The sequence below is a fragment of the Jiella sonneratiae genome (assembly GCF_017353515.1).
Classification (GTDB): Bacteria; Pseudomonadota; Alphaproteobacteria; order Rhizobiales; family Rhizobiaceae; genus Jiella; species Jiella sonneratiae.
This window is the reverse complement of the sequence record NZ_JAFMPY010000026.1, coordinates 45920-66678: the sequence shown is the minus strand read 5'-3', so window position 1 is coordinate 66678 and position 20759 is coordinate 45920. Positions and strand designations below refer to the sequence as shown.

Sequence of the window (20759 nt, the reverse complement as noted above, 5' to 3'; positions counted from 1 at the left end):
CGTCGCCGAGACCAGCCGCGGGGCCGCCATGCTCTCGACGACAATCTTCAGCTTCTCTTCGTCGCTCCAGCGACGACGCCGACCCGTTTCGACAATCTCAAGCCGCTCGAAAGCTCTGTGCGTATTCCTGTCCATACGCACTGTTCTCATGCCCGAAACCTACTCGCCGCAAGGCGGCCTCCGCCGTAGGCGTACGCAGGGATGGACGGGGCGTCGGGCGCTGCGAAGGGAGGGCGCGGGCGATCGGCCCGCTTTGGGAGGCCGTCCCCTTTGTCTCTCGGCGCGGCCGGCGGACAGGCGTTGCGGCGAATCGAGGACGACCCCCGCGGCGCGGCGCTCGCGCCTTCCTTCCGGCGGTCGCGCCCCGGCCGAGCCGGTCGCGCCCCGGAGCGATCGGGCGGGCCGCTCCTTCAAGGGCCGGGAGAGGGGGCGCCGAGGGGCGGACTGGCAACTTGATCGTGCGTGCGTCAATGGTAAGAAACCGCGCAACGAATTCACGGGTTCAGAAGGCCGCAATGACGCGAAATGCAATCATCGTCGTCGGGATGCATCGGTCCGGCACGTCCGCTCTGGCAGGTGCCCTGCGATTTGCGGGACTTCAGCACAGTCCCGACCTGATGCCCGCCGCCGCCGACAATCCGGACGGTTTCTTCGAACCGCTGCCGGTGGTGCGGATGAACGAGCGGATGCTCAACCTCGCCGGCGCAGCGTGGAACAAGGTGCCCTTCTGGATGCACTGGGCGAATTTCGCCCGGGCGGATTTCGGCAGATGGTGCGCGGAAACCTTCGCCGAGACCGCCGAGAAGGTCTGGCACGACACGTTCCAGGCGTTGGAGGGAGACGTCGTCTGCAAGGATCCGCGCCTCGCCCTGACGCTGCCGGTCTGGCTGAAGGCTGCCGAAGCCAACGGCTTTGCGCCGAAAGTGCTTCTGGTCCATCGCCCGTCGATCGCGATCATGGCCTCGCTCGCCCGCCGCAACCGCATGGAATTCGAGGGCGCGGCGGATCTCGTCGCCGACTATTGGGAGGCAATGCTCCATCACGCGCCGGCGGATGCGCGCGTCGTCGGCTACGACGCCTTCCGGGAAGATCCCGCCGCAACGCTCGAAACCCTCGGCCTGCCGGTCGCCGCGCCGGAGCAGCGCGAGGAGCTGCGCCGCTACGTGCGCAAGGACGATTCGCGCGCCCCGACGGGCGCCATCCCGCCGGCCTTCATGCCGGACTTCCTGCGCGAATGCGACCGGCTGCTGCCGGCGGCGCACGGCGCGACGCTCCCGCCGGAGCCGGTCGCGCTCGCCAAGCGCTTCGGTCAGTTGCGGCGCGCCCAGAAGCTCTATCGCGGCGACAGCTATCTCTTGCCCGAGCCGCGGCCGACCCCGGGGTTCAACGTCGCCCAGCGGCGCGGGCGCAAGGTCGTGCTGCACTGCCATATCTTCAAGAATGCCGGCTCGTCGGTCGACGTGTTGCTCAGGTCAAATTTCGGCAAACGCTGGAAGGAGACGGAATTTCCCGCCCGGGCCGGCTTTTCCAACGCCGATCTGACCAACACCTTCGTGCGGACCTTCAACGGACTCGACGCGGTCTCGACCCATACCGGCGACTGCTGGCTCGGCCACAATGACGCGGCGGTGACGGTGCTGCCGATCGTCTTCCTCAGGCACCCGATCCTGCGGATCCGCTCGGCCTATTCGTTCGAGCGCAAGCAGGTCGCCGACACGCTGGGGGCGAAGCTCGCCAAGGAAAACAGCTTCTCCGACTATGTCAGGGCGAGGCTCGATCGCTCCAACGACTACGCGTTCCGCGATTTCCAGGCGCGCCGGATCGCGTCCTTCCACGCGCGGGTCTGCACGGATCTGCGCTCGGCGGCGTTCACGGCGCTGGACAGCCTGCCCTTCGTCGGGCTGGTCGAGGATTTCGACGCCTCCTGCCGGCGGATGGAGGACTATCTCAAGCCGCATTTCCCGAAATTCAGCGCCTTCACCACCCGGGCCAACGTCACCGATGCCTCGGACCGCAGCGTCGCCGACAAGCTGCAGCAGGTGATGGGGGAAATGGACGAGGACGTCGCCGCCCGGCTCCTGGCGGACAACACCGTCGACCTCGCGATCTACGAGGCGGTCACGCAGCGGGTGGCGGGGAACGAGGGCGGCGACGTCGCCATCGAGGAGACGGTCGCGGGGCCGGCCACGGAATGATTTCGGCCTTGCCGAAGCTGCGCCGGCCACCCGAAGGGCGCGGCGCCGGCCGCCCGCAAGGACCTCGACCCGCCGCGTCGACGCCTCGCCTGCGCAGAGGCTGACGCGACATCCGCGCGCCCTCTTGCCGCGCGGGGGGCCCCGAACGCCTGAGGCCCTAGTGGATTGAATTTGACATTTGAGTCCCGATCCGGTGAGGCGTCGTATCAAATGTCAAATTCGAAAAATCTACTAGGATCATATGCTTAGCTAGTGGTCTTTCGATTTTGACATTTGCGTCGCGGTCTTCACAGGACGGTACCAAATGTCGAAATCGGACCACTAGAACTCCTCCCAGCCGTCGACGTCCGGCGTCGCGCGGGGCAGGGCGGCTGCGGCACCGGACGCGGCGGGGCCGGTGGTCCGTGCGACAGGGCGGGGCGCCGGCACCCAGAGCGTCATGCCGTCGTCCTCTTCGTCACGCGCGTCCCGGCCGCCGCGTGCCGGTGCCGCCGCCGCGGCGCGCGCGGCCGGCGCGGCATTCTGGCCCGCCCGGCTTGGGCCGGCCGGCCCGCGCGCAGGCCGGCCCGACGCTGCGGTTCTGGTGGCGACGAAGTTGCGGATGAGGATTGCCAGCGTCTCGTTCTCGGTCTTCAGCTGCTGCGCCGCGGCCGTCGTCTCCTCGACCATCGCGGCGTTCTGCTGGGTGTTCTTGTCCATCTGGTCGGCGGCGCTCGACACTTCCTTCAGATTGGCGGCCTGGTCGTTCGCCCGCCGGGCGATCTCGGCGACGAGCCGGCTGACTTCGGCGACCTTCTCGACGATCTCGTCCAGCGACCGGCCCGACGCCGTGACCAGCGCCACGCCTTCCTTCACCTGGCCGTTGGAGGCGTTGATCAGCTGCTTGATCTCCTTGGCCGCGTCGGCCGAGCGCTGGGCGAGCCCCCGGACCTCCTGCGCGACCACGGCGAAGCCGCGGCCCGCCTCGCCGGCCCGCGCCGCCTCGACGCCGGCATTCAGCGCGAGGAGGTTGGTCTGGAAGGCGATCTCGTCGATGACGCCGATGATCTTGACCACCTTGTGGGACGACTGCTCGATCGCCGACATCGCGCCGATCGCCTTGCCGACGATCGCGCCGCCTTCTCCGGCGGTGTCGCGGGCGGTGGCGGCGGCGAGCTCCGCCTGCCGCGCCCCCTCGGCGGTCTCGGCGACGGCGCTGGAGACGTCGCCGAGCGCGGCGACCGTCTGTTCCAGATTGGCCGCCTGCTGTTCGGTGCGCCGGGCGAGATCGTCGGTCGCCTCGAAGATCTCCGAAAGACCCGTCGACAGCGAGGCGTTGGCGATGTGGAGCGAGGAGAAGGTCTGTTCGAGATTGACGGCGAGGCGGTCGAAGCGTCTGCCGACGTGGTTGGCGACCTCGAGCCGCTCGGCGACGCGCGTCGCCAGCTCGCCCTCGGCGAGGCGGTCGAGCCCCGTCGCGATGACGTCGAGCTCGGCCTCGATCTTCGCCCGTTCCGTGGCGAACGCGGCGCTCTCGCGTTCGATCTTCTCCCGGCCCTCGCTTTCGCGCAGGTGCCCGGCGGCTGCCGCGGCGGCGCTGTCGCTGCGCCCGCGCGCCTCGATCGACTGGACGGCACGGGCGATGGCGCCGATCTCGTCGCGCCGTTCCGCTCCCGAAACTTCGGCCGCTTCCGCCTCGCCGCCGTCGCGGCGCGAAAGCTCCGCTGCAAGCCGCGTGAGCGGGGTCCCGATCCGCAGCGCCGCGAAGAGACCGCTCGCCAAAGCGGCGACGGCGAGGAGCAGGCCGCCGGCAAGGGCGGCGCGGCCGTTGGTGATCGAAAGCGCGTCGGCGACGACCGCCGCATCCGGTGCGGCTTCGCCTTCGGTCGTGTCGGCCTCCGTTCCGGCGTCGGCGTCTTTCGTCGCGGCGGCCTCCGGCATCGCGGCGGCCGGCCGCGGCGCGGCCTCGGCGAGGGCCGGACGCAGGCGCGCGACGTTGCCGGCGAGCTTGCGCGGCAGGCTGAGAAGGAGGCCCGCGCGCAGCTCGCGCATCTTCGCCGCAAGATCGCGGGTGGCGGAGAGCTTGTCGCCGTAGTCCTTCATCTTTTCGAGCGAGTCGCGGGCCCGCTCGAGCTGCGCCGGGTCGGTCATCAGCTTGGTCATCGCCGCATGGCGGCCGGTCGCCTCGCTGAGTTTCGACTGGGCGGTGTCGAAGGCGGCGCGATCGGCGGTTCGCAGGAAACGCTCGGCCGCAACGAGGCTGGCATTGAGGGATTCGAAGGTCGCGGTCGCCTGGTACAGCGCCTCGATGTCGAAGGCGCGCCAGGCGAGCCGGATGACGTCGGACATCGCCGAGACGGCGAGCGGCCCGGCCTCGGCGATGGCGGCCGTCGCCTTGGTCTCCCCGGATCTCAGCCCCGCCAGCATGTCGACAGTCGAGCGCCAGGCGGCGACGCCGGTCTCGACGTCGCGCCACGCGGCGGCGTCTTCGGGCGCCGCGTCGATAAGACTGCGCTCTTCGCCCGAAAGCGCGAGGAGATCGCTCGCCGCGGCGTGGAACCGGTCGTAGCTCTCCCGCGTGCCGTCCTCGACATAGTCCACCGCGGCGAGGCGCACCGCCTCGAGGTTACCCTCTACCCGGCCGGCGAGGGCACGGGCCGGGCCCTCGTCGTCGGCTGCGGATTGGGCTGCGGATTGGGCTTCGGGCTGGCTCGCGGACGGCGCCGGCGCGACCGGCTGCCCGGGGAGGGCGCGGGGCGCGACGTCTCGCATCGTCAGTTCCGCGACGACGCCGAGGCCGGCCGCCATGATCGCGACCGGCAAGAATGCGACGATGATCCTGCCCCTGATGCCCACGCGCACCGAATCTCTTCTCTCTGGCCTCGCCGGGCTCGACCCCTCCGGGCCCTGCGGTTCGGCGACGGCGCGCCGGCCGCAAAATTTTGGCCGGACACGACGATCGTCCGAGAGCTTTAGCGCCGCGAGTTGGACTGACGCTTGCGAAACGGCCGGGGCAGGGTGGTCGGGCCGTCTCCGCCGCGACCGCCGCCGATCGTGCATGGCAGCCATGCGAAAATTCGACGATTCGCCGTCATTGTCGGGCAAGGTGATCCGGCATAGAGTCCTCGCCAGCGACGGACACGGGAGAGATCGGCCGCAAGGCCGGCGCCGAAGGAGCAACCGCCCCGGAAACTCTCAGGCAGAAGGACCGATCCGTCAGAAAAATCCGAAGAGCGGCGGCCTCGGCAACGGGTCGCCCGCCGAAGGAGAAAGCCCGGCCGGGAATGACCCCGCGCCCGGGTGAAGCTCTCAGGCTCATGACGGAGGGGCAGCACGGATTTCCGCTGAAGCGGAAGAAGGGCTCGTCATGACCTCCATCGCCGTCATCGGCGCCGGCATCACCGGCATCACCACCGCCTACAAGCTCATCGCCCGCGGCTTCGCCGTGACCGTCTTCGACCGGCAGCCCTATGCCGCGATGGAGACCTCCTTCGCCAATGGCGGGCAGCTCTCCGCTTCCAACGCCGAAGTCTGGAACCAGCCGTCGACCTTCCTCAAGGGCATCAAGTGGATGCTGACGAAGGACGCGCCGCTGCTCGTCGATCCGAAGCCCTCCTGGCACAAGCTGTCCTGGATGGCCGAGTTCGTGCTCGCCGCGCGGAACTACGAGGAAAACACCGTCGCGACGACGAAGCTCGCCATCGCGGCGCGCGAGCACCTCACCGGCATGGCCGAGCGCGAGGGCTTTTCCTTCGACGTCGAAAAGCGCGGCATTCTGCATGTCTACGAGGAGAAGAAGGAGCTCGACCACGCGGCGCGGGTGAACCGGCTGCTCGCGCGCGGCGGGCTGAAGCGCGTCGCCGTCTCGCCGCAGGAGATCGCGGCGATCGAGCCGGCCATCCACGGCCGGTTCGTCGGCGGCTACTTCACCGAATCCGACTTCACCGGCGACATTCACAAATACACCCGCAATCTCGCCGAGGCCTGCCGCCGCCACGGCGCGCGGCTCGCATTCGGGGCAGACGTGTCGCGGCTGAGGTCGCTCGGGGAGAACGGTGTCGAGGTCGCCTGGCGGCCGGGCGTTGCCGGCGAGGCGCGGCGCGAGCATTTCGACGCCGTCGTCGTCTGTGCCGGCGTTGCGAGCCGCCGCTTCGCCGCCCAGCTCGGCGACCGGGTGAACGTCTATCCGGTGAAGGGCTATTCGATCACCGTCAATCTCGGCGACGAGGAGAGCCGAGCCGCGGCGCCGCATGTCAGCATCCTCGACGACCACGCCAAGATCGTCACCTCGCGGCTTGGCGCCGACAGGCTGCGGATCGCCGGCACGGCCGAGTTTTCCGGCGAAAACCGCGACATCCGTGCCGATCGCATCCGCCCGCTGGTCGAGTGGTGCCGGCTCCGCTTCCCGGGCGCCTCGACCGCCTCGGTGGTGCCCTGGGCGGGCCTTCGCCCGATGATGCCGGACATGATGCCGCGGGTGCGGGCCGGCCGCCGGCCCGGCGTCTTCTACAACACCGGCCACGGCCATCTCGGCTGGACGCTGTCGGCGATCACGGCGGAGATGATCGCCGGCGAGGTCGCGGCGGCACAGTCGCGGCGCAGCCTCAAGGGCCGCGCCGTCGCCGCCGCCAACCGCGACTTCGCCGCCCACGGGGCGTGAGCGCGGGGCGCTGAGGCGTCGGGCTTGGGGGCGGCCGTCCGGCGAGGATGGCGCCGGGGGCGCGCTTCAGGGGCCCGTCCTGTCGGTGTTGCGCCGAGGCACCCCCCTCTGCCTTGCCGGGCATCTCCCCCTCAAGGGGGGAGATCGGCGGCTGCGGTGGCGGCGCCCTCTGGACATTGGACCGACATGCCTGTCGCTTGTCGCCTTCCTGTCGCCTGTCACGACGAGAGAGCACGGGCACGACCGCACCGGTCATCCGATCTCCCCCCTTGCGGGGGAGATGCCGGCAGGCAGAGGGGGGTACCACCGCCGCGGCGGTTCAAGGCTTTCCGGCCGATGCATTCAAGGCAAAGCGCCCCTACGGTCCTCAGCCCCGCGTGTCGCCATACCGCCGGATGCCGTTGGCTTCGAGATAGTCGAGGATCAGCCGCGCCGCCTCTTCCGGTTCGGGGCCGACGTGAAGGTTGTGGGCGCCGGCGGCTGTGCCGCCGGTGCGCATCAGCTTCGGCCGGGCGCGATGCGGGCGTTCTTCGCCGCTCCCGCTCCCGTTGCCGCCGCCCGCCGTATCGCCGATTGCCTCGGCCGTCGGCAGGAAGCGGATCTCGCCGCGGCGCATCTTCGCATAGGCGAAGGGACGCGGCGGCGGGGCGAGGGGGTGGACGGTGACGACGGCCGGCAGGCGGATCGTCACGCGCCGCCGGGCGCCCTTTTGCATCGCCTGATCGACGACCAGCGTCCCGGCCGCCTCGCCCTGGCGGAGCGCCACGGCGTCGGCGAGGATCGGCAGGCCGAGCGCATCGGCGAGGAGATAGGGCACGAGCCCGGTTTCGAGGCCGCCTTCGCCGCGGCGGCCGGCAAGCACGATGCCGGGCGCATCGTTTTTCCCGAGTGCGGCTTGCAGATGGGCGGCGAGGGCCGGCACCGGATCGGCGCCCTCCGGCAGATCGAGGACGTCGAGACCCTGAAGCCCATGGCCGAGCCCGGCCGAGACGCCTTCCGCGCCGCCGCCCGCATGCAGCCCGCGCGGCGCCGGATCGAGCGCCGCCGCAAGGCTGATCGCCCGGGCTTCGAGGCCGGAAAGCGTCGCCCTGCCGGAAATCGCGTGGCGCGCGTCGGAAAGCAGCACCACCGTCTTCATGCCCCGGCCTCCCCGAGGAGTTTCAGCAGCGCCGGCATGACGCGCTGCGCGTCCGCCACGATGGCGAGGCCGGCCCGCTCGATCATCGCGGCATGGAGGTCGGTGTTGACGGCGATCACGTGCTCGCAGCCGACGATGCCCTGGAGATGCTGCGGCGCGCCGGAGATGCCCAGCGCCAGATAGCAGTCGGCGGAAAGCACCGTTCCCGACGCGCCGACCTGTGCGGCGCGGGGCATCAGGCCGGCGTCGCAGACGACCCGGCTCGCGCCGGGCGTCGCCCGCAACTTTGCGGCCAGCGCGCGGAAGGCCGTAAAATCGCTGACGCCGTTGCCGGCGGAGACGACGAAGTCGGTCTCCGACAAGGAGAGGCGCGCCGGATCGCCGGGAATGATCTCGACCGACAGTATCGCCGAGTCGTCGCCGCGCGCCGCGGTGCCGCCTGCGCCGGCGAACGGCCCGAGATCGAGCCGCCGCGCCTCGCACGGGATCGCCTCGTAGGGTTTCGCCCGGTCCTCGCCGATCGTCATCAGCCGGGGAGGGGCGAGGCCGATCTCGGCCTTCGCATGGCGGAGTGCCCGCACCGCCTGGCGGGCGGTCAGATGCTCGACCGCGGGAAACAGGGCCTCGCCGAGGCAGACCGAAAGGCGGCGGGCGAGATCGGCGCCGTCGCCGTCCTCGGCGAAGACGACATGGCGGGGCGAGAGGCCCTCGACGGCGGAAAGCATCGCAGCGGAGCGGCCGGAGGGGCTCGCACCGCCTTCAAGCACGAGGACACGGTCCGCCCCCGCCGCGCCGAGGCCGGTTTCGTGATCGTCGCCGCGGGCTGCGTCGCCGGCCGTGGCGCCGGCCGCGATGACGGCGACGACCGCACCGCCGCCGTCGCCCGCGTCGGCGAGAAGACGCGCGGCGCCGAGCACCTGGCGGTCGAAGCGCGACAACCGGCCGCCCGCGGCCTCGACGACGGCGAAGACCAGGAAGGCCGGCTTTTCGATCACCCTCAGGGCCGGCTGGCCGGGGCTGATCGCGGTCGCCTCGATGGTGTCGCGCACCGTCGAAAAACGTGCCGCTTCCTCGCGGCTCATCTGCCGCTGCGAGCGGTCGTAGCGCTTGCGATGGGTCTCGTCGACGAGGCTCGCCGCCCATTCGCGCCAAGGATCGCGGCGCGGCCGGCCGGAGGCGGCGGCGCGGGCGGCGCGCAGGGCGACGTCGAGGCGGATCCGCCCGGCAGCCGTGATCGTCTTTGTCGCGCGCTCGCCGCGCGGGTCTCGGCGGGGCCGGCTCATGCGGGTTCGAGCTCCTTTGCCCGGGCCGTGGCCGCCGCGCCGCCGGCCTCCAGCGCTTCCCAGACGAGCTCGGCGACGTCCCTGACCTCCGGCCGCTCGCCGGTGACGCCTTCGAGCATCGCCGTGCATTGCGGGCAGGCGACGGCGACGATCCGCGCGCCGGTGGTCTTTGCCTGGTCCATGCGGATGTCGGGGATACGCGTGTCGCCGGGAATGTCGGCGGAAGGGGCGCCGCCGCCGCCGCCGCAGCACATCGACCGCTTGCCCGAACGCGCCATCTCGCGGCGTTCGAGGCCGAGCGCGTCGAGAAGCGCGCGGGGCGCTTCGACCTCGCCGTTGTAGCGGCCGAGATAGCAGGGGTCGTGATAGGTCACGGCGCGGCCGGCGAGCGCCGCAGGGGCGAGGCGCCCGGCCGCGACCAGTTCCGCCAGGAAGGCGGTATGATGGACGACGTCGTAGCTGCCGCCGAGTGCCGGATATTCGTTGCGGATGACGTGCAGCGCGTGCGGGTCGGCGGTGAGGATGCGGCGGAAGCGGTGGCGCGACAGCGCCTCGATGTTCGCCGCCGCGAGCCGCTGGAAGGTCGCCTCGTCGCCGAGCCGGCGGGCGAGATCGCCGCAGTCGCGCTCCTCTTCGCCGAGCACGGCGAAGTCGACGCCGGCGGCGTGCAGCGTCCGGATCAGGGCTTTCAGCGTGCGCTGGCCGCGCAGGTCGAAGGCCGCCTGGCCCAGCCAGAGAACGACGTCCGCCTCTCCCGTCTCGGCGATGCGGGGCAGGGAGAGACCGGCGGCGAAGTCCGTCCGCTCTGAGAGCCTGCGCCCGTTCGGCTCGTCGCAGCCGCGGAGATTTTCGAGCGGCTCCTCGGCCTTCGAGGGCACGGCGCCGAGTTCCAGCGTCTGGAAGCGGCGGAGATCGACGATCGCGTCGACATGCTCGATCATCATCGGGCATTCCTCGACGCAGGCCCGGCAGGTGGTGCAGGACCACAGCGTATCGGGGTGGACGAGGCCTTCCGGCGAGATGACGGCGGCATGCAGGCCGGCGGCGCCGCCGGTCGGCCGCTGGTTCGGATAGGGCATGCCGGCATAGGGCCGCGCATGCCCGCCGCCAGCCGCCGCCGCGAGATCGGCGACGAGATGCTTGGGGCTGAGCGGCTGGCCGGCGGCAAAGGCCGGGCAGGCGGCCTCGCAGCGCCCGCACTGGACGCAGGCGTCGAAGCCGAGAAGCCGGTTCCACCCAAAGTCGGCGGGCGTTTCGGCGCCGAGCTTCGCGGCGTCGAGGTCGAGCGGCGCGAGATCGGTCGATCGTCCGCCTTCGAAGCGGGCGGGGCGGGGATGCGCCACGAGATGCGCCGCGCCGGCCAGCGCATGGCGCATCGGTCCGGTGGCGGCCGTGCCCGCCAGGGCGAGGCCGGCGGCCGCGGCGGCAAAGAAGGTGAGGAACGACAGCGCCGGCAGCGGATTGCCGAGGGCTGCGAGCAAGGCGGTGGCGAAGCCGCCGAGGGCGAAGACGCCGAGATAGACCGGCAGCCGCTGCCAGCGGCCGAGCGACAGCCGCGGCAGGGCGCGGGGATAGCGCCGCCGTGCCTCGAGGAAGACGCCGGCCGCCATCGTCAGGAAGGCGAGGGCGACGAGGGCGAAGTAGAGGCGCGAAGCGGCGATCGCCGGAACGAGACCGAGGACGAGGAGGCCGCATGCAAGAACCAGCCCGCCCGCCGTCGGAACGTGCATGCGCGAGGCGGATCTGTCGCGATCGACGACGTGGTGGACGTCGACGAGATAGCGGCGCGGCAGCGCCGTCAGCCCGGCGCGCCAGTCGACCGCCGCCGGCCCGCCGCCTCGCCACAAAATGACGCGCCGGCCGATCTGCACGGCGGCGACGAGAACCATCGCGACGGTGAGCCAGGGGAGGAAGGCCGCGGCGGTCATCGCCGGTCGCCGGTTGCGGAAGGAGATCGGGAGAGGTTCTGCGAGCGGTACCCCCCTCTGGGCTGCCGCCCATCTCCCCCACAAGGGGGGAGATCAGCAGCTTCGCCAACGCTGCCAGGTCTTCGACGTCGATGCAGAGTCGAAGCGTTAGCGAGTCGGGGTGGCACTGGCGCAATGTTGATCTCCCCCCTTGTGGGGGAGATGCCCGGCAGGGCAGAGGGAGGTGATCCAGATCGCGTAGCCCCGCCCATCCTCACAGATCCTTGCAGAGGCGCAGGGCGTCGTAGATGGCGGCGTGGATGTTGCGGCCGGCGACGGCGTCGCCGATGCGGTAGAGCGTGTAGCCCGCGGCCGCGCCCGCCCCGTTCGCCTCGAAAGGCTGCGGCCGGCCGGCGATCATCGCCTGAAGGTCGGTCAGCCCCTTGTTCTTCGACCGCTCCTTCAGCGCGAAGTGGAGGTCGTCCACCGGCACGGTGCCGTAGTCGACGACCACGGCGTCGACCACCCGCTCCTCCTCGGCGTCGGTCATGGTATTGCGGATCGCGGCGATCAGCCGGTTGCCTTCCGGATAGATCTCGATCAGCTCGGAATTCGGCGTCATCAGGACGCCGAGCTTGTAGAGCTCGCGCAGATGCACCGGCTGGTTGGTCGGGCCGATCTCCTCGCCGATCATCCGGTCGTGGGTGACGAGTTCGACGAGGCAGCCCTTCTTCGCCAGCACCTCGGCGGTGGAGGCGGCGTTGTGGCCGCCGATCTCGTCGTAGAGAAGCACCGTGCCCGACGGGTCGGAGCGTCCTTCCAGAACGTCCCAGGTGGTGACGGCGTGTTCGAAGCCCTTCGCCTCGCCCCGCTGCGGCAGGCCGCCGGTGGCGACGACGACGATGTCGGGCGAGAGCGCCGCGATCTCGGCCTCCCCCGCCTCGGTGTTCAGGCGGACGTCGACGCCGAGCTTCTGGACCTGGCCGGCCAGCCAGCGCGGAATTCCCGACAGCGCCTCGCGCCAGGTCGCCTTCGCCGCGACGTTGACCTGGCCGCCGAGGCGGCCAGACTTCTCGAACAGCGTCACCTTGTGGCCGCGCTCGGCGAGAACCCGCGCCGCCTCGAGACCGCCGACGCCGCCGCCGACGACCACCGCGGTCTTTGCCGCAGAGGCCTTTGCGATGACGTGCGGCATGGTCGCCTCGCGGCCGGTCGCGGCGTTCTGGATGCAGAGCGCGTCGCCGCCGACATAGATCCGGTCGATGCAGTAGCCGGCGCCGACGCATTGCCGGATGTCGTCGGCGCGGCCTTCGGACAGTTTCTTGACGAGATGCGGATCGGCGATGTGAGCCCGCGTCATGGCGATCATGTCGACATGGCCTTCCGCGACGGCGCGGGCGCCGGTGGCGAGATCCGTCACGCGCTGGGCGTGGAAGATCGGCACGTCGACCTCGCGCTTGATCGCCGAGGGCAGCGGCAGGAACGGCGCCACCGGAAAGGACATGTTGGGCAGGCAGATCGCGTGGGCGATGTGGTCGCGCGCCTGGCCGCCGACGACGTTGAGGAAGTCGACGAGGCCGCGCGAGGTGTATTCCACCGCGATGGCGACGCAGTCCTCGTGGGAAAGGCCGCCCTTCAGCATCTCGTCGCCGGACATGCGCATGCCGATCAGATAGTCGTCGCCCACCGCCTCGCGCATGGCGGTGAGGACCTCGATGCCGAAGCGCATGCGGTTTTCGAGGCTGCCGCCGTATTTGTCGGTGCGGTGGTTGGAGTTCGGCGACCAGAACTGGTCGACCAGATGGCCGTGGGCGGCGGAGATCTCGCAGCCGTCGAGCCCGCCCTCCCTGCAGCGCTTCGCCGCGGCGGAGAAGTCGGCGACGATGCGGTCGATCTCCTCCTGCTCCAGCGCTTTCGCGATCGCCCGCGACGCCGGTTCGCGCGTGACGGAGGCCGACTTCACCGGCAGCCAGTGCTCGGTGTCCCACTTGGTGCGCCGGCCCATATGGGTCAGCTGGACCATCAGCCTGGCGCCGTGTCTGTGGATGCGCTCGGAGAACTCCCGGAAGAACGGCACGACGCTGTCGTCGGCGACCGAAATCTGGTTCCACGGCGCCGCCGGGCTGTCGACCGACACCGAGGACGAGCCGCCGAACATCGTCAGGCCGATGCCGCCCTTGGCCTTTTCCTCGTGATAGAGCTGATAGCGCTGCTGCGGCTTGCCGTCCTTACCGTAGGATGGGGCATGGCTCGTCGACATCACCCGGTTGCGGAAGGTGACGCCCTTGATGGTCAGCGGCTTCAGGAGAGCTTCGGCATTGGCGATCATGGGCGGGGGCTCTCGTGGGTGATGGCGGTGGCGGTGTGGCGGCGCGCTGCTTCGGCGCTCGGCGCCGGCCTGGTCGGGTCAGGCTTCGTGCACGAAGGGACGCGGTTGGACCGATCGCGCCCGGCCGCCCCTGGATTCTCGGGACGGGGCCCGAGAATGACGAAGCGTTGGCGGCGACACTCGTCCTGCACCGTCGGCGGAAGCCTCGGCGTCGCAGGAGAAGGCGCTGCACGTTCCCTCCCGGTCGTCATTCTCGGGCCCCGTCCCGAGAATCCAGGGGAGCGTCGGGTGCCGACGGCAGCTCCTCGAATGACCGCACGAAAGACGGCCTGTAGGGATTGTCCTCGTCCGAAAACCGTTCGAACAAGTCCAGCCATCGCGGGTTCAGATTCTCGATCAGCCTGAGCTTCCAGGCGCGGCGGTAGCGCTTGATCGACGTCTCGCGCTGGATGGCGCTCTCGATGTCGTCGTGGCGTTCGTGCCAGACGAGGGTCTTGCAGCCGTGCCGGGCCGTGAAGCCGCCGAGGTCGCCTTCGCGATGCTCTTGGACGCGGCGGTGCAGGTCGGAGGTGACACCGACATAGAGCGTGCCGTTCCGACCCGACGCCATGATGTACACCCAGCCTCCCATGGTCGCCTACGCCTCCGGCTGACGGTTCTGGCGCTTGTGGTCATCGGTCGGTGAGGCCGCCCTGGATTCTCGGGACGGGGCCCGAGAATGACGAAGCGTGGGTGGTGTCGCCTGTCCTGAGACGTCTGTGGCAGTCTCGGCGCTGCAGGAAGAGGCGCCGATCCTTCCCCCCCGGCCGTCATTCTCGGGCCCCGTCCCGAGAATCCAGGGGATCGTAGAGCGACGACGCCCGCGTCCTGCGTCAGCCAAGCCGGCCATGAGCGCCCATCCACTCACCGCTCGATCACCAGGTCCGTCTTCGGCTTCGAGCAGCACAGGAGCGCCATGCCGGCGTCGATCTCGCGCTGGCGGATGCCGCCGCCGTGCTTCATTTCGACGGAGCCGGCGGTCAGCTTCGACTTGCAGGTGCCGCAAAGCCCCTTCGAGCAGGAGGAGGGCAGGCGCATGCCGGCGCGCCGCGCCGCTTCCAGCACCGTCATGCCCTCCGGGCATTCGATCGTCCTGCCGGTCTTGGTGAATTCGAGCTGGAAGATCCTGACGCCGGAATCGATCTCCTCGGCCGCCTCGGTGATCTTCTCCTGCGCCTCTTCGGTGAAGTCGTCGAAGTTGAAGCTTTCCTGGAAGTAGCGGCCCATGTCGAAGCCGGCTTCCTTCAGCGTCGTCTTCACCGCCTTCATGAACGGCGCGGGGCCGCAGACGAAGACGGTCCGCTCGCGGAAATCCGGGCAGATCATCGCCAGCTTGTTTCCGTCGAGACGACCGCGATAGCCGCCCCAGCTCTCGCGCGGCGCGTCGTCCTCGACGATGAAGGTCGGGCGGATCGAGCGGTTGCGCCGGCTCATATAGTCGAGCTCGTCGCGGAAGATGATGTCGGCGGGCGAGCGCGCGGCGTGGACGAAGGCGATGTCGGAGATCAGCGCGAGGTCGAAGGAGGCCCGGGTCATCGACATCATCGGCGTGATGCCCGAGCCGCCGGAGATGAAGAGATACTTCGTCGCCTGCATGCCCGACCAGGAGAAGACGCCCATCGGCACCGTCGCCTTCAGCATCATGCCCGGCTGGAACTCGGCGTGCAGGAAGTTCGACACCGGCCCGCCCGGCACGCGCTTGACGGTGATCGACACCGTGTCGGGCCGGGTCGGCGGCGACGAGATCGTGTAGCAGCGATGGATCGTCTCGCCGGCGATCTCGAACTCGAAGGTCAGGAACTGGCCGGAGACGAATTCGAACTGGCGCTTGTGCCGCGGGGCGAAGACGAAGGTCTTGACGTCGTGCGTCTCCTCACGGACGGCACGGCAGATCAGGACGTCGTCCTCCTCCGGCTCCCAGCGGTAATAGCCGGTGGGCACGGGGCCGACGGTGACGTTCTTGGGAACCGGAGCATCCATCGCTTGGCACCCTTCAGGCGACGGCGCGGGTCTCGGCGAGATGCGACAGCATCCGGCCGACATACCAGTTGATGAACTTCTCGACGAGCATCTCGGTATGCGGCGAATAGGGGCCCTGCGCGTAGCCCGTCATCCGCGCGCCGTCCTGGCAGTAGCCGACGAGGTCGGAATCCTGCTGGTTGGTCGCCATCCAGACGCCGATGAGATTCTGCAGGTCGTAGTCGACGCCCTCGACCGCGTCCTTGTGGACCAGCCATTTGGTCCTCAGCAGCGAGCGCTCGGCGTCGAGCGGCAGGACGGAGAACACCACCGCGTGGTCGCCCATGAAATGGTGCCAGGAATTCGGCTGTGTCCAGAAGTGCAGACCGCCCGCCTTGGCGTTGGAGAGGTTGCCCATCAGCTTGTTGCAGGCGCGCTTGGTGTCGATGGTGTGGCTCTCGCCGGCGCCGGCGAGCGGCAGGCGCTCGGTGCGGAACCCGGTCACCATGTCGTCGAGCCGGTCGACCTCGCGCGAGGGCAGGCCGGCGGCCTCCCAGTCGCGGTGGTTGTCGTTCAGCATGCAGGCATATTGCGCGGCATGCTCGCGCTCGCTGTCGTCGAGCTCTTCCGGCGCGAAGCCGAAGCCGTAGGCGAACAGCGGCACGGTGAGCTCGGGATGGTTCGCGCCGCAGTGATAGCACTCGCGGTTGTTCTCCATCGTCAGCTTCCAGTTGCCCGGCTCGATCAGGTCGTGCTGGTAGGCGACCTTGGTCTCGCGCAGATTGTGGGGCTTAAGGTAGGGAGCCATCACCCGCTCGAGCTCGTCGAAGTCCTGCGGCGGGTTGTCGGCGAGGCAGATGAAGAGCAGCCCCTCGAGCGAGCGGACGTGCACCGGCTTCAGCCCATGGCACGACTTGTCGAAGGTCTCGCCCATGTGCTCGGCATGGATCAGCTTGCCCGTCGTGTCGTAGACCCAGGAGTGGTAGCGGCAGACGAGGTTGCCGACGGTGGACTTCTCCTCGTGGACGAGGCGCGCGCCGCGATGCCGGCAGACATTGTGGAAGGCGCGGATTTCGCCGTCGTCGTCCCTGACGATGGCGACGGAGTTCTTGCCGATGTCGACGACCATGACGTCGCCCGGCTCCGGCACGTCCGGCTCGACGCCGACGAACAGCCAGTGCCGGCCGAAGATCACCTCCATGTCGGCGTCGAAGATCTCCGGATCCGTGTAGAAGGGGGCTTCGAGCGTATAGCCCTTCCTGCGGTGGGTCAGGCGGGCGACGAGGTCGTTCATCATCATGCTGCACCCTATCGGAGCCGGTTACCGGGCGCCGGCCGCGCCCCTGTTGATCGGAATGTCTCGCACCGGCCGCAGGCGGCCGGCATCCGTCAGTGCGGGTGTCGCGCGGCCTCGATCAGGAAGCCGCGGACGTAGGGCGCGAAGGAGCGCCAGCTGGTCACGGTGAAGCTGTCCGGCCCGAGCCGCTGCAGCACGATCTCGGCCTTGCCGAGGAGAGTGCGCGTCGCCGAGCCGACGGGGAACGCCTTCGCCGACAGGTCGATCGGGCAGCCGGCATTGATCACGACGTCGGCGCCTTCGCCCGTGACCTCGAAGGTCACGTCGCGATGCGAGACGTCGACCAGCGAGAAGGCGGCGCCGGAAAGCGCGGCTCCGATGGCCTCCGAGCGTTCGTCCACCTCGTCGGCTCCGACGAGCAGCAGCCACTCGTCCGGGCCGAGACGCAGCGCGGTGCGCCGGCCGGCGCCGTCGCCTTCGCCCGCCGAGATCCGCGAATTGATCGGGCCGGTCAGGTCGAAGCCGTCGATGTCGCTGCGTCCGGCAAGCGCCGCCGGCCTGATGCGGAAGGCGAGGCGGCCCTGCGGCGCCGACTGGGCGATGGCGACACTCGCCTGCGAAACGACGGGCGACAGCGCCGGCGCCCGCCTTGCGACGTTGACCTCAAGCATCGGCGGTCTCTCCCTTCACCTCGTAGAAGACGGCCTTCGAGATCACCGCCTCGGTGAAGCCGCCCGGCGTCGTGACGAAGACCGTTTCGCCGAGCCTTTCCCGCCCGGCCTCGATCAGCGCCATGGCGATCGACCGGCCGCAATTTTCCGAACGGTAGCTGGAGGTGACGTGGCCGACCATCTTCATCGGGATCGGCTGGCCCGGATCGTCGACCACCTGTGCGCCTTCGTCGAGCACCTCGCTCGGGTCCTTCGTCAAGAGGCCGACGAGCTGGCGGCGGCCGGCCGCCACCATGTCCGGCCGGGCGAGCGAGCGCTTGCCGACGAAGTCGGCCTTGGCCTTCGAGACGAGACCGGAAAGGCCGAGATCGTCGGCCGTCACCGTGCCGTCGGTCTCCTGGCCGACGACGACGTAGCCGACCTCGGCCCGAAGCACGTGCATCGCCTCGGTGCCGTAGGGCGTGATGCCGTGCCGGCCGCCGGCCTCGAACAGCGTCTTCCAGACCGCCTCGCCGTAATCGGCGGGAACGTTCACCTCGAAGCCGAGCTCGCCGGTGAAGGAGACGCGGAACAGCCGGCAGGGAACGCCGCAGACATAGCCGGTCTTCACCGTCATGTGCGGGAAGGCGGCCTCGGAAAGGTCGATGTCGCTGACGAAGGGCTCGAGGACCTGGCGCGCCTTCGGCCCCTGCAGGGCGATGACCGCCCATTGCTCGGTGATCGAGGTCAGGAAGACGTCGAGATCCGGCCACTCGGTCTGGAGATAATCCTCCATGTGGCGGAGCACCCGCGGCGCGCCGCCGGTCGTCGTCGTCACGTGGAAGCGGTCCTCGGCGAGGCGGGCGACGACGCCGTCGTCATAGACGAAGCCGTCCTCGCGCAGCATCAGCCCGTAGCGGCAGCCGCCGACCTTCAGCTTCAGCCAGGCATTGGTGTAGATGCGGTTCATGAATTCGGCCGCGTCCGGCCCGACGACCTCGATCTTGCCGAGGGTCGAGGCGTCGAAGATGCCGACATTCGTCCGCACTGCCTTCGTCTCGCGGGCGACGGCGGCTGCCATGTCCTCGCCGGCGCGGGGAAAGTATTTCGCGCGGCGCCACAGGGCGACCGGCTCGAACACCGCGCCGTGCTTCTCCGCCCAGCCGTCGATCGGCGTCTTGCGGACGGGATCGAACAGCTCGTCCCGCGCCGGGCCGATGAGGGCGCCGAACGAGACCGGCGTATAGGGCGGGCGGAAGGTCGTGGTGCCGACGGCCGGCAGCGGCCGGTCGAGAATGCCGGCGACGAGGCCGAGCGCGTTCATGTTCGACGTCTTGCCCTGGTCGGTCGCCATGCCTGTCGTGGTGTAGCGCTTGACGTGCTCGATCGATTCGAAGCCCTCGCGTACCGCCAGCTTGATGTCCTTGGCGGTGACGTCGTTCTGGAAGTCGACGAAGGCCTTGACGCGGGAAGGATCGGCGTCGGTCGGCAGCACCCGCACCGGCTGGAAGCCGGTGAAGGTGGCCGAGGCCTGCGGCGCCGCCGATCCGCCGCCTGCTTGCGCGCCGTCGGCGATGACGGCGGCAAGATCGTAGACGCCGCGGCAGGCGCCGGCCGAACGCGTCGCCTGCGCCGCGGTGCCGGGCAGGAAGGCGTCGCGTTCGACGTCGAAGACGAGCTTGCCGCGCGACTGGGAGAAGAGGTGGACCGAGGGCGTCCAGCCGCCGGACATGGCGACGCAGTCGCAAGCGAGCGTCGCCTTTTCGCCGACGGAGCCGTCGGTCCCGATCCGCGCCACCACCAGACCGTCGACCCGCTTCCTGCCGAGGGCGCGGATGACGGTGTGGCCGGTGCGCACGACGATGCCGGCCTCGCGCGCGGCGGCGAGTTCCGGGCCGCAATCGGCGTCGAGCCGGAGGTCGACGATCGCGACGCGCATGCCCGCCGCCTTGGCGTCGAGGGCGGTGCGATAGGCGGAAGCCGAGGCGGTGGCGACGACGAGTTCCCGGCCCGGCAGGACGGCCCAGCGATTGATGTAGGCCCTGACGCTCTCGGCCAGCATGATGCCCGGCCGGTCGTTGTTCTCGAAGACCAGCGGCCGCTCGTGGCTGCCGGTGGCGAGAACCACGTCGCCGGCCCGCACCTGCCAGAGCCGCTCGCGGGCGATCCCTTCCGGAGCGTCGGCGATATGGTCGGAGACCCGCTCCACCAGGCAGACGTGGTTGTGGTTGTAGTATCCAAAAGCGGTGGTGCGCGGCAGGAGGACGACGTTCTCCCGCGCATCGAGCGTGGCGATGGTCTCGGCCACCCATTCCATCGCCGGCCTGCCGTCGATCGTCGACGTCACGTCGTTGAGCAGCGCGCCACCCGGCTCTGCGCCCTCGTCGGCGAGGATGACGCGCTTCTCCCCGTCGGCCGAGGCTGCGAGCGCGGCCGCGAGGCCAGCCGGGCCGGCGCCGACGACGAGCACGTCGCAGTGGGCATGGCGGTTGGAATAGCGGTCCGGATCACGTGTCTCCGGTGCCTCGCCGAGGCCGGCGGCGCGGCGGATCACCGGCTCGTAGACGCGGTCCCAGAACTTCCGCGGCCACATGAAGGTCTTGTAGTAGAAGCCGGCGACGAAGACCGGCGACAGGAGATCGTTGACCGCGCCGATGTCGGTTTCGAGCGACGGCCAGCGGTTCTGGCTCTTCACCACCAGCCCGTCGCGGGCCTCGACGACGCTCGCCCGGTTGTTCGGGTCGCGGTAGCCGGGGCCGCGATCGGCGCGCCAGTCGACCGAGAGGAGGGCGCTCGGCTCGTCGGAGCCGTGCGAGAGGATGCCGCGCGGCCGGTGATATTTGAACGAGCGGCCGGCGAGATGCTCGCCGGAGGCGATCAGCATCGAGGCGATCGTGTCGCCGGCGAAGCCTTCGAGCTTCCTGCCGTCGAAGCTGACCGAGAGCGGGCGGGTGCGGTCGATCCGGCCGCCGGAAGAGAGGCGAAAGGGCTGGCTCATGGGGGCCCCGGTCAGGCGTTCGAGGGTTGCGAGGCGGCGTCGCGGTCTGGCCGCGGCCTGCCCATTTCGTAGGTCGCGACGAAGGCGTCGCTGACCGTGTCGCGCAGCGCGTTGAACCAGCGCCCGCAGCCATGGCCGTGCAGCCAGCGCTCGGCGTGGAGGCCTTTGGGGTTCGTGCGGTAGTAGAGGAACGAGCCCCAGTCGGCGTCTTCCACCGCCGCCGGCGTCTCGGGCCGGGCGATGTGGGCCTCGCCGCCGCAATGGAACTCCACCTCGGGGCGCTTGCCGCAATAGGGGCAGTCGATCAGGAGCATGACGGTGCCCT

General features: G+C 70.0%; 13 protein-coding genes and 2 riboswitches. Of the genes, 2 read left to right on the top strand and 11 right to left on the bottom strand.

The window, feature by feature from the left end; all coding sequences use genetic code 11:
- Positions 1-515: 515 nt before the first annotated feature.
- Positions 516-2195 (top strand): sulfotransferase family 2 domain-containing protein, encoded by a 1680-nt coding sequence (locus J1C47_RS19495; RefSeq protein WP_207352465.1) that lies wholly within the window; start codon positions 516-518, stop codon positions 2193-2195.
- Positions 2196-2516: 321 nt separating this feature from the next.
- Here the strand turns inward: J1C47_RS19495 and J1C47_RS24150 are convergent, their stop codons facing one another.
- On the bottom strand, positions 2517-5036 hold the full coding sequence (locus tag J1C47_RS24150; protein ID WP_207352464.1) for a methyl-accepting chemotaxis protein: 2520 nt from the start codon (positions 5034-5036) through the stop codon (positions 2517-2519).
- Positions 5037-5305: 269 nt separating this feature from the next.
- A riboswitch (glycine riboswitch) is annotated at positions 5306-5394 on the top strand.
- Positions 5395-5399: 5 nt separating this feature from the next.
- A riboswitch (glycine riboswitch) is annotated at positions 5400-5499 on the top strand.
- A 42-nt stretch (positions 5500-5541) separates the two neighbouring features.
- On the opposite strand from J1C47_RS24150, the gene J1C47_RS19485 reads away from it, so the two are divergent.
- Positions 5542-6834, top strand: coding sequence for a D-amino acid dehydrogenase (locus J1C47_RS19485; protein ID WP_207352463.1), 1293 nt, complete (start codon positions 5542-5544; stop codon positions 6832-6834).
- A gap of 367 nt (positions 6835-7201) precedes the next feature.
- Here J1C47_RS19485 and J1C47_RS19480 read toward each other — a convergent pair whose 3' ends face one another.
- The 10 genes from J1C47_RS19480 to J1C47_RS19435 all read right to left on the bottom strand — a co-directional run bounded on the left by J1C47_RS19480 (position 7202) and on the right by J1C47_RS19435 (position 20748).
- Complete coding sequence (locus J1C47_RS19480) at positions 7202-7972, bottom strand: adenine nucleotide alpha hydrolase family protein (RefSeq protein ID WP_207352462.1); 771 nt, start codon at positions 7970-7972, stop codon at positions 7202-7204.
- Entirely contained in the window at positions 7969-9255 is a 1287-nt protein-coding gene (locus tag J1C47_RS19475; RefSeq protein ID WP_207352461.1) for an electron transfer flavoprotein subunit alpha/FixB family protein, read from the bottom strand. Before J1C47_RS19475 ends, J1C47_RS19480 begins: the two co-directional genes overlap by 4 nt.
- Positions 9252-11183, bottom strand: coding sequence for a DUF3483 domain-containing protein (locus J1C47_RS19470; RefSeq protein WP_207352460.1), 1932 nt, complete (start codon positions 11181-11183; stop codon positions 9252-9254). The genes J1C47_RS19475 and J1C47_RS19470 overlap by 4 nt, the downstream gene beginning before the upstream one ends.
- A gap of 253 nt (positions 11184-11436) precedes the next feature.
- The gene (locus J1C47_RS19465) at positions 11437-13491 is read right to left on the bottom strand and encodes an NADH:flavin oxidoreductase (protein WP_207352459.1); all 2055 of its coding nucleotides are present in this window, start codon (positions 13489-13491) and stop codon (positions 11437-11439) included.
- A 247-nt stretch (positions 13492-13738) separates the two neighbouring features.
- The gene (locus J1C47_RS19460) at positions 13739-14122 is read right to left on the bottom strand and encodes a GIY-YIG nuclease family protein (protein ID WP_207352458.1); all 384 of its coding nucleotides are present in this window, start codon (positions 14120-14122) and stop codon (positions 13739-13741) included.
- A gap of 272 nt (positions 14123-14394) precedes the next feature.
- Positions 14395-15510, bottom strand: a complete 1116-nt coding sequence (locus J1C47_RS19455) for an FAD-binding oxidoreductase (protein WP_245396681.1) — start codon at positions 15508-15510, stop codon at positions 14395-14397.
- A 13-nt stretch (positions 15511-15523) separates the two neighbouring features.
- Positions 15524-16783, bottom strand: coding sequence for an aromatic ring-hydroxylating oxygenase subunit alpha (locus J1C47_RS19450; RefSeq protein ID WP_425354582.1), 1260 nt, complete (start codon positions 16781-16783; stop codon positions 15524-15526).
- 95 nt (positions 16784-16878) lie between these two features.
- Positions 16879-17457, bottom strand: coding sequence for a sarcosine oxidase subunit gamma (locus J1C47_RS19445; protein ID WP_207352456.1), 579 nt, complete (start codon positions 17455-17457; stop codon positions 16879-16881).
- Positions 17450-20434, bottom strand: coding sequence for a sarcosine oxidase subunit alpha family protein (locus tag J1C47_RS19440; RefSeq protein ID WP_207352455.1), 2985 nt, complete (start codon positions 20432-20434; stop codon positions 17450-17452). The genes J1C47_RS19445 and J1C47_RS19440 overlap by 8 nt, the downstream gene beginning before the upstream one ends.
- A gap of 11 nt (positions 20435-20445) precedes the next feature.
- Positions 20446-20748, bottom strand: coding sequence for a sarcosine oxidase subunit delta (locus J1C47_RS19435; protein ID WP_207352454.1), 303 nt, complete (start codon positions 20746-20748; stop codon positions 20446-20448).
- Between the last annotated feature and the right edge of the window lie 11 nt (positions 20749-20759).

Excerpts from the sequence above, each read along its gene's own strand:
- J1C47_RS19495 (WP_207352465.1), top strand. The coding sequence starts at position 516 with ATGACGCGAAATGCAATCATCGTCGTCGGGATGCATCGGTCCGGCACG.
- J1C47_RS19485 (WP_207352463.1), top strand. The coding sequence starts at position 5,542 with ATGACCTCCATCGCCGTCATCGGCGCCGGCATCACCGGCATCACCACC.
- J1C47_RS19480 (WP_207352462.1), bottom strand. The coding sequence starts at position 7,972 with ATGAAGACGGTGGTGCTGCTTTCCGACGCGCGCCACGCGATTTCCGGC.
- J1C47_RS19475 (WP_207352461.1), bottom strand. The coding sequence starts at position 9,255 with ATGAGCCGGCCCCGCCGAGACCCGCGCGGCGAGCGCGCGACAAAGACG.
- J1C47_RS19470 (WP_207352460.1), bottom strand. The coding sequence starts at position 11,183 with ATGACCGCCGCGGCCTTCCTCCCCTGGCTCACCGTCGCGATGGTTCTC.
- J1C47_RS19465 (WP_207352459.1), bottom strand. The coding sequence starts at position 13,491 with ATGATCGCCAATGCCGAAGCTCTCCTGAAGCCGCTGACCATCAAGGGC.
- J1C47_RS19460 (WP_207352458.1), bottom strand. The coding sequence starts at position 14,122 with ATGGGAGGCTGGGTGTACATCATGGCGTCGGGTCGGAACGGCACGCTC.
- J1C47_RS19455 (WP_245396681.1), bottom strand. The coding sequence starts at position 15,510 with ATGGATGCTCCGGTTCCCAAGAACGTCACCGTCGGCCCCGTGCCCACC.
- J1C47_RS19450 (WP_425354582.1), bottom strand. The coding sequence starts at position 16,783 with ATGAACGACCTCGTCGCCCGCCTGACCCACCGCAGGAAGGGCTATACG.
- J1C47_RS19445 (WP_207352456.1), bottom strand. The coding sequence starts at position 17,457 with ATGCTTGAGGTCAACGTCGCAAGGCGGGCGCCGGCGCTGTCGCCCGTC.
- J1C47_RS19440 (WP_207352455.1), bottom strand. The coding sequence starts at position 20,434 with ATGAGCCAGCCCTTTCGCCTCTCTTCCGGCGGCCGGATCGACCGCACC.
- J1C47_RS19435 (WP_207352454.1), bottom strand. The coding sequence starts at position 20,748 with ATGCTCCTGATCGACTGCCCCTATTGCGGCAAGCGCCCCGAGGTGGAG.